A 14752-nucleotide genomic window follows, 5' to 3' on the forward strand; every position below is an offset into this window, starting at 1 on the left:
GCACCGGTGCACCGGCACCGGGTGACCGGGTCGGGTCAGCGGCGTCCGCGCAGGCTCCGCCGGTCCGCGAGGACCGCCCACAGGCCCGCGACGGCCGCGCCGAGCGCGGCGCACGTGACGACGATGACGGTGAAGTACACGCCCGGCTTGAAGACCGGCGCGGCGGCGGGCGACTGCAGCCAGGCGCCGCCGATCCCGAGGCCGAGCACGGCGCCCAGCACCACGCCGACGGTGAAGAACGCCCCGTAGCGCGGTGCGCGGCGGACGGTCGTCGGGTCCACGACGGTCTCGATCTCGACCTCGTGCGACGCCTCGGTCTCCTCCCCTGCCTCGCGCTCGGCGCGGCCCGCCCCGGCCGTGCCCGCGGGCACGGCGTCCTCGGCACCGGCGGACGCGCGGGGCGTCGACGGCGCCGCGTCGGGCTCGGAGTCACGCTCGGTGTCGGGCGCTGCGTCGGACGCCGTGCCACGCGCAGAGTCGGGCACGGCCGACCCGTCGGGGGCGTCGGCGTCGGGAACGGGGGACTGCTCGGAGCTCACGACCACGACCCTACCCGCGCTTGCTGAGAGCTCCGCGCGCCCTGGGCGGGGGTTCGGGCTCGGGACGTCGCACCCGTCGGGCCCGGACGCACCGCGACCCGGGCCCGTCGGACGGGACCCGGGTCGCGGGACGCGGCGCCGCCTCGTCGGCGGCGCCGCACGGCGTCAGCGAACCGTCAGCCGCAGGTCTGGCCCTCGAACGGGACCTCGTACTCCTGCGTCACGCCGTCGAGCGTGGCGGTGAAGGTCACCGTCCCGCCCTCGACCGACGTGGCCCGGGTGTTGAACGACTGGTACGCGTTCTTGCCCGGCTGGAGGTTCGGGAACCGCTTGGAGCCGTAGGGCGTCTCGACGACGACCTCGACCGGGACGTCCTCGCCGTTGGTCGCCCGGACCGCGACGTGGACGAACTTGCCCATGCAGCGGGCAGAGGCCTCGACGTTCTCGAGCACCACGGTCGGGGCCGCGGCCTCGACCGTGACCGGGATCCGGGCGGTCGTGCCGCTCGGCGACGCCACGACCCACAGGTCGTAGTCGCCCGCCGCGGCGTCGGCCGGGACCGTCGCCGTCAGCGTCGCCGCCCCGTCCGTCACCGTGGCGGTGCCCGCCGGGGTGCCCGGGTTCGCCGGGTCGAACGTGGCGTCCCCGGCGACGAGGTAACCGTCCACCGAGGTGTTCGCCGGCGACCCGAGCGACGTGAGGTTCAGGCCCGAGAGCCCGACGCTCACCGCGGAGCCCGCGGCCACCGGGCCGGGGAGACCGTCGACCACGACGCGCGAGCGGTCGAACGACGGCGACACCGGCGAGCTCTGCTGCAGGTACGCGATCCACGCGTCCCGGTCGACCAGACCGGAGTCGCGCGGGTCCGTGCCCTCGGTGAACACACGGAAGTTGTCGCCGCCGGTGGCGAGGAACGAGAACGTCGCCACGCGGTACTCCCCCGCGAGGTCGATCGGCTCACCGTCGATCGTCACCGACGAGACGTTGCTCCCCGGCGCCGCGTTCGGGTCGGCGGTGCTCGCCGTCCACGACACGTTGTCCGAGAGCCCCAGGGCGAGGTACGGACGCGACGGGCGCGTGCCGTCCGGGTTCGTCTGCCACTGCTGCTCGAGCATCTCGACGACCTGCTCGCCCGTGAGGGTCACGGTCCACAGGTTGTTGACGAACGGCAGCACCGCGTTGGCCTCGGCGTAGGTGATGACGCCGTCGCCGTTGTGGAAGAGCTCGTTGCGGAGCCCGCCCGGGTTGACGACGCCGATGTCCGCACCGCCGCGCGCCGGGTCGGCGAGCGTGGCGAGCAGCGAGTCGGCGACGAGGTTGCCGAGGGTCGACTCGGACCCGCGGTCGTCACGGCCGGAGGTCTGGTTCGGTCCGGACCCGACGTACGTGCCGCCGGGGCCCGTGTAGGAGCCGCCGGCGAACGCGGTCGTGATGTCCGCCGTGACCTCGCCCACCGGCTGGGCGCCGATGACGTCGGCCTGCTGGAGCGCCGCGTCGACGATCGTCTTGACCTCCGCGACGCGCGGGTACGTCGCGACGAGCGTCGCGTCGTCCGTCGTCGTGCGCGCGACGTTCTCGGCCGTGTACGCCGTGACCTCGTGGGTCTCGGTGTCCACGGTGAGCGACACGTGCCCGATGAACTCGCCGTAGCTGCCGGTCTGGACGATCGGGCGGGTCTTGCCCTCGACCCCGGGGACCGGGGCGTCCCACGCGTACTGCTTGTGCGTGTGGCCCGTGAAGATCGCTGCGACGCGCGCGTCGGTCTCGTTGACGATGTCCGCGAAGGCGCCGCCCGCGGCGACCTCCTCCTCGAGCGTCGCGCCGTCGGGCGTGCCCGCACCGGCACCCTCGTGGACGAGGGCGACGACGACGTCCGCCTCGCCGTTCGCCGTGTCGCCGTCCTGGAGCTGGGCGGTGACGCGGTTGAGCGCCTCGACCGGGTCCCCGAAGTCGAGGTCCGCGATGCCGGACGGCGTGACGAGCGTCGGGGTCTCCTCGGTGACGACGCCCACGAAGCCGACGTCCAGGCCGTCGATCTCGACCACCTGGTACTCCGGCAGCGCCGGGTTCGTCGTGCCCTTGTCGTAGACGTTCGCGCCGAGGTAGTTCCAGTCGGCCTCGTCTGCGACGCGGCCCGTGAGGTCCGCGAAGCCCTGGTCGAACTCGTGGTTCCCGACGGCGGACGTCGCGAGGTCGAGCGCGTTGAGCACGTCGATCGTCGGCTGGTCCTCCTGGAGCGCCGACGCGAACAGGGAGGCGCCGATGTTGTCGCCCGCGGAGACGAACGCCGTCCCGTCGGGGTTCGCCGCGCGCAGCTGCTCGATCGTGCCCGCGAACTTCACGGTGTTGGCGTCGATGCGACCGTGGAAGTCGTTGATCGCCAGCAGGTCGAGCTGCGTGGTCCCGGGCCCGGTGTCACCGAGCTGGAGGCCGACGAGCACCGGGTCGTGGTCGGACGACCGGAACGGCGTCGTGTCGTAGAGGATCGACGCGTTGTAGTTGTACCGGCTGTACTCGTTGGCGATGGGCTCGACGGAGTTGATGTTCCACACGTCGGTGCCGGTGACGGCGCTCGCCGCGCCGGCCGAGGCGAACACGTGGTCGAGCGACCCGACGTACCCGTCGAACAGGTAGGTGTGCTCGCCCGTCGTCTCGCCGAGGTCGGTGTATCCCGCCTCCTTGAGCACCTCGAGCGGGTCCTCCTGCGAGTACGAGTTGAAGTCGCCCGCGAGCAGGATCTTGTCCGTGCCCGCGTCCGCCGCGACGTCCTCCGCGAAGCCGACGAGCGCCGTCGCCTGCGCGACGCGCGACGCGTTGAACGCGCCCTGGCCGTCGCCCGAGTCCTCGTCGCCGGGCAGCACGGGAGTGCCGGAGCCCTTCGACTTGAAGTGGTTCGCGACGACGAGCACGTCGTCGCTCGCCGCGTCGTCACCCTCGCTGATCCCGCCGACCGGCTGGAACACCTGCGCGAGCGGCTCGCGCGCGTTGACGAACGCCGCGTCGTCGAGCAGGATCCGCGAGTCCCCGACCGGCTCGGCCGCGTCCACCTGGTAGATGTACGCGAGCCGGATCACGTCCTCGTCGTCCGGCAGCGCGGCCGGCGACGGGACGAACGCCCACTCGTCTCCGCCCGCGGACTCGTTGAGCGCGTCGACGAGGTCGGAGAGCGCCTGGTCGCGGTCCTTGCCGAACGGCGTCGAGTTCTCGATCTCCATGAGCGCGACGACGTCGGCGTCGAGCGCGTCGATCGCCGCGACGATCTTGGTCTCCTGGCGCTCGAGGTTCTCGGCGTTCGCCGCGCCCCGGGCGTCGCAGCCACGGTTGACCGTGATGGGGTTGCCGGCACGGTCCGTGTAGTAGGTGCAGCCCGTGAGCTGGTCGCCTGTCGTCGTGAAGTAGTTGAGCACGTTGAACGTCGCGACCGACAGGTCGCCCCCGACCTCGGCCGGGGCGTCCTCGCGCGTGTTCGCGAACGTGGCCGGCTGCACCGTGGCGGCGTTCCCGCCGTCACCGGCGGTGAGCTGCGTCAGCGGCTGGAACGTCCACGCGTCGAACCGGTAGTCGAGGATGACGGGCGTCGTGAAGGACACGCCCGCCCCGACGCGCGCCGGCGCCCCGCCCGTGAGGTACGGGAGCGGGATGCCCTTGTTCGCCGTGTTGTTGAAGTTCGTCGTCGCGCCGTCGTCGAGCACGACCGCCCGTGCCGCGCGGTCCGTGACCGCGGCGGCGGCCTCCGCGCTGCCCGGACGCCCGGCCGACGTCGGCTGGACGAACGGGTCCGTGCCCGCGGCGAGCAGGAACGAGCCGTAGAAGTTCGTGTCGTAGTTGTCCGCGACGACGTAGTCGCCCGCGGGCTGCACGAGCATGCCCTCGAGCACCTCGCGCGCGGCGTCGGTCGCGGGGAACGCGACGTTCGCGGGCTTGACCGCCTCGGCCGCCTCGTCCAGGACCGTCCAGCCGCCCGCGGCAGGAGTGATCTGGGTCAGCGTGAAGTACTCGGAGACCGCGCCCGTGACCTCGACGTGGTCGCCGACCTGCACGGCCGCGGCACCGGCCTTGGAGTAGACGAAGATCGCGTCCGACGCCGCGTGCGAGGCGTCGAGGTCGCCGCCCGTGCCCTCGGTCTGCAGGTAGAAGCCGTCGTAGCCGCCCGTGGGGTAGGTGGCGGTGACGACGCCGCGCGTCGTGACGGTCTGGCCGACGAGCGGGCTCGCCGCACCGGTGCCCTGGATCTCCGCGATCGGGACGACCTCGCCCGGCTCGGGGCCGGGGCCACCGCCGTCGTCGCCGCTGTTCTGCGGGGTGACGGTGCTGGAGAGCGAGAAGTCCTTGCTGTTGTCGTCCGTGTCCGCGAAGCCCGTGCGGTTGATCGACGCCGGCACGTTGTTGGCCGACGGCGCGGGGCTCACGGCGGTCTCGAACGTGTTCGACGTCCCGTACCCGACGAGGTCCACGACGTTCGCGGCACCCGCGGCGTTCCCCGCGGGCAGCGTGACCGCCGACGTGGAGCGCACGAGCGCGAGGGTGCCCGTCGTGCCCGACGGGTTGAGGCCTCCGGTCGCGTCCGGCGTCGGCAGCTCCGCGCCGTTCGAGCCGTTGGAGCCGCCCTGCACGAGGAAGTAGCCTCCGGGCGCGACGGTGCCGGTCAGCGGCGTGACGCCGGTGAAGGCGCCCGTCCCCGTCGCCGAGCGGTACTGGAGCGACATGCCGGAGAGGTCGATCGCCGCCTGCGTGGGGTTGTACAGCTCGACGAACTTGTGGGTGTAGGGGGCGTTGGCGCTGCCCCCGCTCAGGTAGGCCTCGTTGATGACGAGGCCCGACCCGTCGGGCGCCGCGCTCGCGGCGGTGGCCGCCGCGACGGAGATCGGCACGGCGAGCGCCACGGTCAAGGTGCCCGCCACCACCCTCCGTCGCCGCAGGTGCTGGTGGTCGGTCACGCTGACTCCTTCATCTCGTGCGGACGGCCGGGCAGCAGTCGCGCGTCCATCGATCGAGTCCACGACTCGGGACGGGTCGACGCCCTGCCTCCGCAGGACATCGCACCCCACCTCGATGAACGGGCGGTTGCTGCCACGTCACCGCCGCGAGAACGTCGCCGCACGTCGTCGTGCCGCGAGCGCCCGCACGGACGGCGGCCGGTCATCATCGGACGCTAGCCCTCCGCGTGCCCCACCGCCAGACCTGGGACCGAGAACGTTACGCACCAGTAACACGCCGGCCCGGACGCGCGTCGCGCTCAGCGGGGGCGGGCCGCCTGGAGCGGGAGGAGCCACGAGATGTCGGACCGCTCGCCCGACGCGCGGACACGGCCGTCGGCGACGGCGTCCGCCCACGTGAGCGCGCCGGTCACGAGGCCGAGCCACGTCTGCGGGTCGGTCTCCACGACGTTGGGCGGCGTGCCCCGGGTGTGCCGGGGACCCTCCACCGCCTGGACCGCGCCGGCCGGAGGCACCCGCACCTCCACGGTGTGCCCGGGCGCGACGTCCGCGAGCTCCTCGAGCGTGAAACGCACCGCGGTCGTCACGGCCGTGCGGTCGGCGGGGTCGTCGCGCCAGGCCGCCAGGGCGAGGCGGCCGGCGGCAGGGTCGGTACGTCGTCGGGCGGGCACGAGGCCAGCCTAGGACGCCCCGCGCGACCTCAGCCGACGGTGAACCGGACGCGACGGCCCTCCACCGACGCCTCGCGCAGCGTCGCGCGGACCGGGTCGCCGAGCGGGAGGTCCGCGCCCTCGACCGGAGCCCGGACCGCGGGGTCGGCGAGCACGACCTGGCCGCGCCGCGCACCCGAGGCGTCGCCGCCCTCCCGCTCGAGACGCCGGCCGCGCTCGCGGTCGTCCTCGACGTCGACGACGACGCCGTCGAACTCCTCCCCCTCGCGCCCGCTCAGCAGCGCCGCCTCGACGACGTCGACGATCGCGCGCTCGTACGAGGCCGCGCGCTGGCCCGTCCGTGCCATCGTGCGCGGCAGCCCGGGCAGCGCGTCGAGCACCCAGCGCGGCACCTCCTCGCCCGCGCACAGCGCGAGGCACACCTCCGTGCCGTAGCGGTCGACGAGCCGGCGCAGCGGCGCGGTGACGTGCGCGTACTCGGCGCCGATCGCGGCGTGCGCGGCGTCGTCGGGCACGCCGGGCTCCTGCCCCGTCCCCCCGAACGCCTCGTACGACGCGCCGCGGAAGAGCGACGTCGCCTCGTTGAGGAAGGCCGCGTGGCGCGGGACGCGCGAGTCCAGGGTCGGCACGAGGTCGGCGTACACCGTCTCGCGCGGCCAGTCGATGCCGAGCGCGCGCGCCGTGCGGCGCAGGCGCGCGAGGTCGCGCGGGTCGGCCTCGGGCAGCGCACGGAAGACGCCGACGCCGCCCGCGCGCATGAGGCGCGCCGCCGCGATGCCCGTGAGGAGCGAGATCTGGGCGTTCCAGCCCTCCGCCGGGAGGGTCGAGCGGAACTCGAGGCCGAACGAGCCGTCGTCGCGCGTGACGATCTCCTGCTCCGGGACCTCGAGCGACACTCCCCCGCGCACGCGCTCGAGCGCGAGCCGCAGCTCGCCCACCTCGCGGAGCAGCAGGAGCGCGGCACCCCCCGCGTCCTGCGCGCCACCCGCGTCGATCGCGGCCTGGGCCTCGTCGTAGGTGAGGCGTCGCGTCGACCGCACGACGGCGCGGCGCACCGTCGCGTCGAGGATCTCGCCGCGCGCGTCCAGCACGACGCGCCACGCCGCCGCGGGGCGCTCCTGGTCCGGCAGGAGGCTCGCCGCGCCCTCGGAGAGCACGGCGGGGTGGAGCGGGGTGCGGCCGTCGGGCGCGTAGAGCGTCGTCCCGCGCTCGTGCACCTCGGCGTCGATCGCCCCGCCCGGCGCGACGAACGCGCCGACGTCCGCGATGGCGTAGTGCACGACGAACGCCGCACCCGCGGGACCCGCCGGGTCGTCCCCCGCGCGCTCGAGGTGGAGCGCCTGGTCGAGGTCCATCGACCCGGGCGGGTCGATCGTCACGAACGGGACGTCACGCAGGTCGACGCGGCCGTCACCGACGACGGCGTCGCCGTCCCGGACGACCGCCTCCGCCTCGGCGAGCACCGCGGCGGGGAACGACTCCGGGACCTCCATCTCACGGCGCAGCGCCGCGAGCGCGCCGGTCACGGTGAGGACCGGGTCCACGGGGGGCGTCGGCGCGGGGGGCTCGGCGGGGCGCACCAGGCGCAGGTGACGGGCGGGCACGAGGCCGACCCTACCCACCCGGCGCCCGAGCGTCTCCCGCCCGACCGTCTCCCGGGCCACCACGGCCTCCCGGCGGGAGGCGGCGGCTCTGCGGCAGAGGGCGCGCGGGCCAGGGCGTCCGACAGACCTGGCCCGCGCGACGGGTACGCGTCACCACCGACGCGTACGGCTGGAGGCAGCACCCGCCGCCCGGATCGAGCGGGCGGCGGGTGCGCCGGTCTCACATCCCGCGCGTCCCGAACCGGTCGCGCGCGGCGTCGTCGCCCGAGCCCGCCGCGGCCGCCGCGAGCTCGCGGCGCACCTCCTCGCGGAGCTTCCCGTGGTTCTGGGGCTCGGGCGCGGCGCCCAGGAGCAGCTTCGTGTAGTCGTGCTGGGGGTCGAGGATCACCTGGTCCGACGGCCCGCGCTCGACGACGTTCCCCCGGAACATCACGAGGATCTCGTCGCTGAAGTGCCGCGCGGTCGCGAGGTCGTGCGTGATGTAGAGGACACCGAGGTTCTCCTCCCGCTGCAGGCGCGCGAGCAGGTTGAGCACCCCGAGACGGATCGACACGTCGAGCATCGACACCGGCTCGTCCGCCACGAGGAAGCGCGCGCCCGGCGCGAGGGCCCGGGCGATCGCGACGCGCTGGCGCTGCCCGCCCGACATCTCGTGCGGCTGCTTGGCCGCGAACACGGGCGCCGGCGTGAGGTTGACGCGCTCCAGGAGCTCGTGGACCCGCGCGTCGAGCGCCTGCCGACCGCGGGCGACCTTGTGCAGGCGCAGCGGCCGCTCGAGGTGGTGGCCCACCGTGTGGAACGGGTTGAGCGACGCGAACGGGTCCTGGAACACCATCTGCACGTCGTGCCGGTAGGCGTCGAGGCCCCGGCCACGGGTCGCCGACGGCGTGCCGTCCAGCAGGATCTCGCCCGACGTCGGCGTCTCGAGCTGGGCGATCATGCGCGCCACGGTCGACTTGCCCGAGCCGGACTCCCCGACGACCGCGATCGTCTTGCCCGGCTCCAGGGTGAACGACACGTCGTTCACCGCACGCAGGCGCGTGCGGCGCAGCCCCTTGCGGATCGAGAAGTCCTTGACCAGGTTGCGGACCTCCAGGGTGCTCATGCGTGCGGTCCTTCCTGGCTCTCTCCGGTGCCCTCGCCCGTGCGGACGAACGAGCCGCGGTCGCCCGTGAGGCTCGGGAACGAGCCCAGCAGGCGCCGCGTGTAGGGGTGCTGGGCGCCCTCGAAGATCGACTCCGCCGTGTCGATCTCGACGATCTCGCCGCGCAGCATCACCGCGATGCGGTCGCTGATCTCCAGCAGGAGCGGGAGGTCGTGCGTGATGAACACGACGGCGAACCCGAGCTGCTCGCGCAGCCGCATGATCTCTCGCAGGATCCCGCGCTGGACCACGACGTCGAGCGCCGTCGTCGGCTCGTCCATGATCATGACCTGCGGGTTGAGCGCGAGCGCCATCGCGATCATGACGCGCTGGCGCATGCCGCCGGACAGCTCGTGCGCGTAGCTGTCGAGGCGCAGCGGGTCGACGCCCACGAGCTCGAGGAGCTCCGCGGACCGGGTCGCCCGCTCCTTCCGCGACATCTCCGGACGGTGGGTCTTGAGCACGTCCCCGAGCTGGTCGCGCACGCTGATGACCGGGTTGAGCGAGTTCATCGCGCCCTGGAACACCATGGAGACCTTGTCCCACCGGAAGGCGCGCAGCGCGTCCCCGGAGAGCGCGACGACGTCGACGTCGTCGCCGCCCTGGTCGTGGAACGTCACCGACCCGGACGTGAGGAGGGCCGGGGGCTTGAGGAGGCGGTTGATCCCGTACGCGAGCGTCGTCTTGCCGCAGCCCGACTCGCCAGCGAGGCCGAGGATCTCGCCGCGGTGCAGCGTGAGGGAGACGTCCTTCACGGCGTGGACGACCGGCTCGACCTCGTAGTCGATGGAGACGTGCCGCGCGGTGAGCACCGGGTCCTTGCCGACGAGGTACGCGGCGTGGCGCGCGCTGGTGAGCGGCTCGGCGGCCGTGGTCGTGGCGGTCATGCGCCCACCGTCTCCTTCGCGTCGTCGGTGTCGGTGTCCGTGCCGTCAGGGTCGGTGCCGTCAGGGTCGGTGCCGTCAGGGTCGGTGGCGTCAGGGTCGGCGCCGTCGGCGGTGTCCGGCCCGGTGCCGGCAGGGTCCGCGTCCACGGCGAGGCCGGCCTTGCGGGCCTTGCGCACGCTCTTGACCGCGGCCGGGCCCAGGCGCAGGCGGGGGTTGATGATCTCGTCCAGGCTGAAGTTGATGAGCGCGAGCCCGCAGCCGAACAGGGCGATGAGCAGGCCCGGCGGGACGAACCACCACCACATGCCGAGGCTCAGTGCGTTGTTGGCGCTCGCCTGGTTGAGGATCGTGCCCCACGTGATCGAGCCCGAGGGGCCGAGCCCGAGGAACGACAGCCCCGCCTCGGCGAGGATCGCGAGGAGCACCGCGCCGAGGAACTGCGCCGTGAGGAGCGGCAGGAGGTTGGGGAAGATCTCCACGAGGATGATCCGCGGCGTCTTCTCCCCCGCGACGCGCGCCGCGGACACGTAGTCGCGGGCCCGCAGCGACTTGGCCTGCATCCGGAGCACGATCGCCGCACCCGGCCAGGCCGTCAGCCCGAGGATCACCGCGACGATGATGAGCGACCGCGTCTGCAGGTACGCCGAGATGACGATGATCAGCGGCAGGCCCGGGATGACGAGCATGATGTTGGTGACGAGCGAGAGCGCCTCGTCGGTGAACCGCCCGCGGTACCCCGCGACGATGCCGAACACGATCGACAGCACGAGCGCGATCGCCCCGGCGACGAGGCCGACCATGAGCGAGCCCTGCCCGCCGTACGCCACCTGGGCGAAGATGTCGTTCCCGATGTGGTTGGTGCCGAGCAGGTGCTCGGTGCTCGGCGGCAGGAACCGCGCGTTCGCCGTCGAGCGCGGGTCCTGCGTGAAGAACGGCGCGACGAACGTGAACAGCAGGATGCCGACCACGAGGACGATCCCGGCGGTGAGCTTGCCGGACCGGCGCGGGAGCATCGCGCGCAGGCCCCGGCGCGCGGGCGCGGCCGGTGCGTCCTGGTCGAGCGCCGCGGGGACGTCCCGCACGTCCGGGACGATCCCCTCGGTCGTCGTCGCCGGCGCGAGGCCGTCGGCCACGACCGTGGCCACGGGTGCCGCGTCGGCGGCGGGGGTCACGATCTCCGTGTCGCGGATGTTGTCAGACATTGGCGCGCGCCCTCGGGTCGATGAATCCGTAGATGATGTCCATGAGGAAGTTCGCGGCGAGCACGGCGAGCGTGATCACGAGGAACGTGCCCTGCATGAGCGCGAAGTCGCTCGCCTGGACCGCGTTGAACAGGAGCTTGCCCAGACCCGGGTAGCTGAAGACCTGTTCCATGACCACCGACCCGGCCACGACGAACCCCAGCGCGACCCCGAACCCGGCGAACGACGGGAGCGCGGCGTTGCGGGTCGCGTAGGTGATCGCGACGCGCATCCGGCGCAGGCCCTTGGCCTCGGCCGTCGTGACGTAGTCCTCGGACAGCGTGGACACCATCATGTTGCGCATCCCGAGCAGCCAGCCGCCGACGGACGAGAGCACGATCGTCAGCGCGGGCAGGAAGCCGTGGTAGATCACGCTGCCGACGAACGCCCACGACCACTCCGGGCCGTTGTCGAAGCCGAAGATGTCGTAGCTGCCGATCCGCGGGAACCACCCGGTCGAGACGGAGAAGACCGAGACGAGGATGAGAGCGAGCCAGAAGTAGGGCACCGCCTGGAGCAGGGTCGAGGCGGGGATGATGCTGTCCACCCACGTGCCGCGCTTCCAGCCGGCCCACGCCCCCAGCCCGACACCCAGGACGAACGAGATGATCGTCGCGAGTCCCACGAGCCCGACCGTCCAGGGCAGCGCCTGGCCGATCAGCTCGGTGACGGGCTGGGGGTAATAGGTGATGGAGATCCCGAGATCTCCCTGGAACAGGCGCCCCCAGTAGTCCACGTACTGGTCCCACAGGGAAGCGTTGTCGTCCGCGCCGAAGAGGAGGTCGATGCTGTTCTGCATCTGGGGCGTCAGCTCGCCGCCCTTGCGCAGGAACTTGTCGATGAAGATCTGCTTGGGGTCACCAGGCATGAGCTTCGGGATGAGGAAGTTCAGCGAGACCGCTGCCCAGAGGGTGATCACGTAGAACGTGATCCGTCGTGCGTAGTACCTCATGATGCGTGTCCCTCGTTCCCCGTTCCTCCTCCTCGGCGCGGTCGCATCAGCTCGTCGGCTCGAGCTTCGAGAGCACGACGCCCAGCGAGACCGTGCTCCACGACGGCGGGAAGGCGTAGAGGTCCTCCTCCGTCGGCCAGCCCGTGAAGTCCTTCGTGTCCATGAAGGTCTGCGAGGCGTTCACGACGACGGGGATGTAGGGCAGGTCGCGGACGATCTCCTCCTGGATGACCGCGTACTGCTCCTGCTTCGCGGCCTCGTCGTTCGTCGAGGCGGCCGCCTCGACCGCGGCGTCGACCTTCGGGTTGGTGTAGCGCACGTAGTTGAAGAGCCCGGACTCCATGACCTCGCCGACCGGACGCGTGTAGTCCGTCGACATCCACTGGCGGTAGATGGTGAACGGGTCGTCGAGCGACGGGCCCGTGATGCCGCCGACCATGAGCTGGTAGGTGCCCGCGGCGCGCGCGTCGGACATCTCCTGCTGCGTGACCTTGTTGTGGACGACCGAGATGCCGGCGGCCTTCGCCTGCTCGACGAGCAGGTCACCGACGGCGTTGTAGTCGTTCCAGCCGTCGACCGTGATGAGGGTCAGCTCGACCTTCTGGCCGGCCTTCTCGTAGATGCCGTCCGCACCCTTGGTGTAGCCGGCGTCCTCGAGGACCTTCGACGCCGCCGCGGCGTCGGCCGTCTGCGGGCTCTCCGCCTCGACGTCCGGCGAGATCCAGCGGTCGTCGCGGCCGAGCAGCGCGAACGTCGGGGACGCGGTGGCGGCGAGGCCGGCGAACGCCTTCTCGTTGATCTCGGTGCGGTCCATCGCGAGGTTGATCGCCTGGCGCACCGCGACGTCGGTCTGCGGCCCGGCGCAGCCGAGGTCGACCGAGACGCACGTGTAGATCGTCGTCGGGTCCTGCGGCGTGTTGATCATGCTCAGGCGCCCGTCCGCGGTGATGCGGTCGGGGTCCGCGACGAACATCGCGGTCCAGTCGACCTTGCCCGTGGTCATGAGGTCCTCGGCGCTCTGGTTCGCGTCGATGCCGAGGTAGCGCACCTTCTTGATCTTGGGAGCGCCGTCCCAGTAGTCCTCGTTGGCGACCACCGTGTAGGCCGCCTCGGTGACCGCGTCGGCCTTGAACGGGCCGGTGCCGACCGGGTTCTCGTTCGCGAACGTCACCAGGTCGTCGACCTCGGACCAGATGTGCTCGGGCACGACGAGCGACGTGCCGAGGATCTGGACCTCGGAGGTGAACTGCGGCGAGTCGAACGTCCACGTCACGGTGTACGGGTCGACGGCCTCGACCGAGAGCACGAAGTCCCGCTTGGCGGCCTCGTTGGTCTGGGAGAAGACCACGTCCTCGGCGTCGAAGGCCTCGCCGTCGGTCCACTTGACGCCCTCACGGAGCTTCACGGTGAGCTCGGTCCCGTCCTCCGACCACTCGAACGACTCGCCCAGACGGGGCTCCGGCGGGCCGGCCTGCGCCTTGTTGTAGTAGAAGAGCGGCTCGTAGATCGCGCCGTTGGCCGCGTGCAGCGGGTTCGGCGAGTACGGGTTGAAGTTCGCGACGATCGGCGTCTGCGACCCCGCCCAGACGTTGAGCGTGCGCCCACCGTCCGCGGTCTGCTCGCCGTCGCCGTTCCCGGAGCCGGAGCAGCCCGTCGCCATGAGGGTCACGCCGGTCACGAGCGCAACCGCCGTGAGCAGACGCTTGCGCGCCGTGCTTCGAATCATCATCGGTCCTTTCGCGTGGACGACGCGTCGTCGCGTCGTTCGTCGTGCGCCCGGAGGCGTGTGGCAGGAACACTAACTAATCGATCCGGGGTCGCCGGCTAATACGACAGGAAAGTTACCTAACTGAGACATGGCCGCCGACGCCCGCCCGGAACGACGGCGGCCGACCCCCGCGTGGGCGGGGGCCGGCCGTCGGGACGTCGTGCCGTGAACGGCTCGCGCGCGCCGGGTAGCGGGGCGAGGTGCCGCTAGCGCGCGGCGTCGAGCGCCGTGCGCGCGGCCGCGGCGACCTCGGGGTCCGTGACCTCGTAGCCGGCGTCGCCGCCGCCCCCCGGTCCGGCGTCGTCGGCGACGACGCGCTTCGCGGAGAGGTGCACGGCGTCCACGCCGGCGGCCACGAGAGCGCCGACGTCCTGGGGCCGCACTCCCCCGCCGGCCATGACCTGGACGCGGCCGCGCAGCGGGCCGCGGGCGTGCACCGACATGGCGCGCAGGCGCTCGACCCCGTCGATGCTGCGGGCGGCGCCGCCCGACGTGAGCACGCGCACCACGCCCGCGGCGGCGAGCGCGTCGAGGGCCGCGAGCGGGTCGGCCACGACGTCGACCGCGCGGTGGAACGTCACCTGGCGACCGTCGGCGGCCTCGACGAGGGTGCGCACGGCGGGGACGTCCACGGAGCCGTCCGGGGTCAGCGCCCCGACCACGACCCCCGAGGCTCCCGCCGCGACCGCGGCCCGGACGTCGCGGACCTGCACGTCGAGGTCCGTCGCCGAGAGGACGAACCCGCCCGGGCGCGGGCGCACGAGGACGTGCACCTCGACGGCCGCCGCACCGGTCATGGCGTCCGCGGCGGCCGCGACGGCCGCCTCCACGAGGCCGGCGCTCGGCGTGAGCCCGCCCGTCGCGCCCAGGCCGACGCACAGCTCGACGCGCCGAGCGCCTGCGGCGGCAGCCACCCGGACGCCGTCCGGGTCCTGCACCGCGAGCTCGAGCACGACGTCGCGGCCCACGCGCGAGGCGGGCCCCTCGGGATCGGTGGTCGTCACTGCGT

At 72.8% G+C, this 14752-nt stretch carries 10 protein-coding genes; all 10 read right to left on the bottom strand.

What is annotated here, in order from left to right; all coding sequences use genetic code 11:
- Positions 1–35: 35 nt before the first annotated feature.
- Complete coding sequence (locus ACFC2L_RS02130) at positions 36–539, bottom strand: hypothetical protein (RefSeq protein WP_375822574.1); 504 nt, start codon at positions 537–539, stop codon at positions 36–38.
- 176 nt (positions 540–715) lie between these two features.
- Positions 716–5476 carry an ExeM/NucH family extracellular endonuclease gene (locus tag ACFC2L_RS02135; RefSeq protein ID WP_375822575.1) on the bottom strand — a complete coding sequence of 1587 codons (4761 nt, stop codon included), beginning with the start codon at positions 5474–5476 and terminating at the stop codon, positions 716–718.
- Positions 5477–5775: 299 nt separating this feature from the next.
- Positions 5776–6147, bottom strand: a complete 372-nt coding sequence (locus tag ACFC2L_RS02140) for a sterol carrier family protein (RefSeq protein ID WP_375822576.1) — start codon at positions 6145–6147, stop codon at positions 5776–5778.
- 29 nt (positions 6148–6176) lie between these two features.
- Positions 6177–7751, bottom strand: coding sequence for an RNB domain-containing ribonuclease (locus ACFC2L_RS02145; RefSeq protein ID WP_375822577.1), 1575 nt, complete (start codon positions 7749–7751; stop codon positions 6177–6179).
- 220 nt (positions 7752–7971) lie between these two features.
- A complete protein-coding gene (locus ACFC2L_RS02150) occupies positions 7972–8856 on the bottom strand; it encodes an ABC transporter ATP-binding protein (RefSeq protein WP_375822578.1) in 885 nt (294 codons plus the stop codon).
- On the bottom strand, positions 8853–9782 hold the full coding sequence (locus ACFC2L_RS02155) for an ABC transporter ATP-binding protein (protein WP_375822579.1): 930 nt from the start codon (positions 9780–9782) through the stop codon (positions 8853–8855). Before ACFC2L_RS02155 ends, ACFC2L_RS02150 begins: the two co-directional genes overlap by 4 nt.
- Entirely contained in the window at positions 9779–10984 is a 1206-nt protein-coding gene (locus ACFC2L_RS02160; RefSeq protein ID WP_375822580.1) for an ABC transporter permease, read from the bottom strand. Before ACFC2L_RS02160 ends, ACFC2L_RS02155 begins: the two co-directional genes overlap by 4 nt.
- On the bottom strand, positions 10977–11975 hold the full coding sequence (locus ACFC2L_RS02165; RefSeq protein WP_375822581.1) for an ABC transporter permease: 999 nt from the start codon (positions 11973–11975) through the stop codon (positions 10977–10979). Before ACFC2L_RS02165 ends, ACFC2L_RS02160 begins: the two co-directional genes overlap by 8 nt.
- Positions 11976–12021: 46 nt before the next feature.
- Complete coding sequence (locus tag ACFC2L_RS02170; RefSeq protein ID WP_375822582.1) at positions 12022–13701, bottom strand: ABC transporter substrate-binding protein; 1680 nt, start codon at positions 13699–13701, stop codon at positions 12022–12024.
- Positions 13702–13949: 248 nt separating this feature from the next.
- Positions 13950–14747 (bottom strand): copper homeostasis protein CutC, encoded by a 798-nt coding sequence (locus tag ACFC2L_RS02175; protein ID WP_375822583.1) that lies wholly within the window; start codon positions 14745–14747, stop codon positions 13950–13952.
- Between the last annotated feature and the right edge of the window lie 5 nt (positions 14748–14752).

This window comes from Cellulosimicrobium sp. NPDC055967, assembly GCF_042269845.1.
GTDB lineage: Bacteria > Actinomycetota > Actinomycetes > Actinomycetales > Cellulomonadaceae > Cellulosimicrobium.

What these genes read in the sequence shown, in the direction of transcription:
- ACFC2L_RS02150 (WP_375822578.1), bottom strand. Translation starts at nt 8,856, where the DNA reads ATGAGCACCCTGGAGGTCCGCAACCTGGTCAAGGACTTCTCGATCCGC.
- ACFC2L_RS02155 (WP_375822579.1), bottom strand. Translation starts at nt 9,782, where the DNA reads ATGACCGCCACGACCACGGCCGCCGAGCCGCTCACCAGCGCGCGCCAC.
- ACFC2L_RS02160 (WP_375822580.1), bottom strand. Translation starts at nt 10,984, where the DNA reads ATGTCTGACAACATCCGCGACACGGAGATCGTGACCCCCGCCGCCGAC.
- ACFC2L_RS02165 (WP_375822581.1), bottom strand. Translation starts at nt 11,975, where the DNA reads ATGAGGTACTACGCACGACGGATCACGTTCTACGTGATCACCCTCTGG.
- ACFC2L_RS02170 (WP_375822582.1), bottom strand. Translation starts at nt 13,701, where the DNA reads ATGATTCGAAGCACGGCGCGCAAGCGTCTGCTCACGGCGGTTGCGCTC.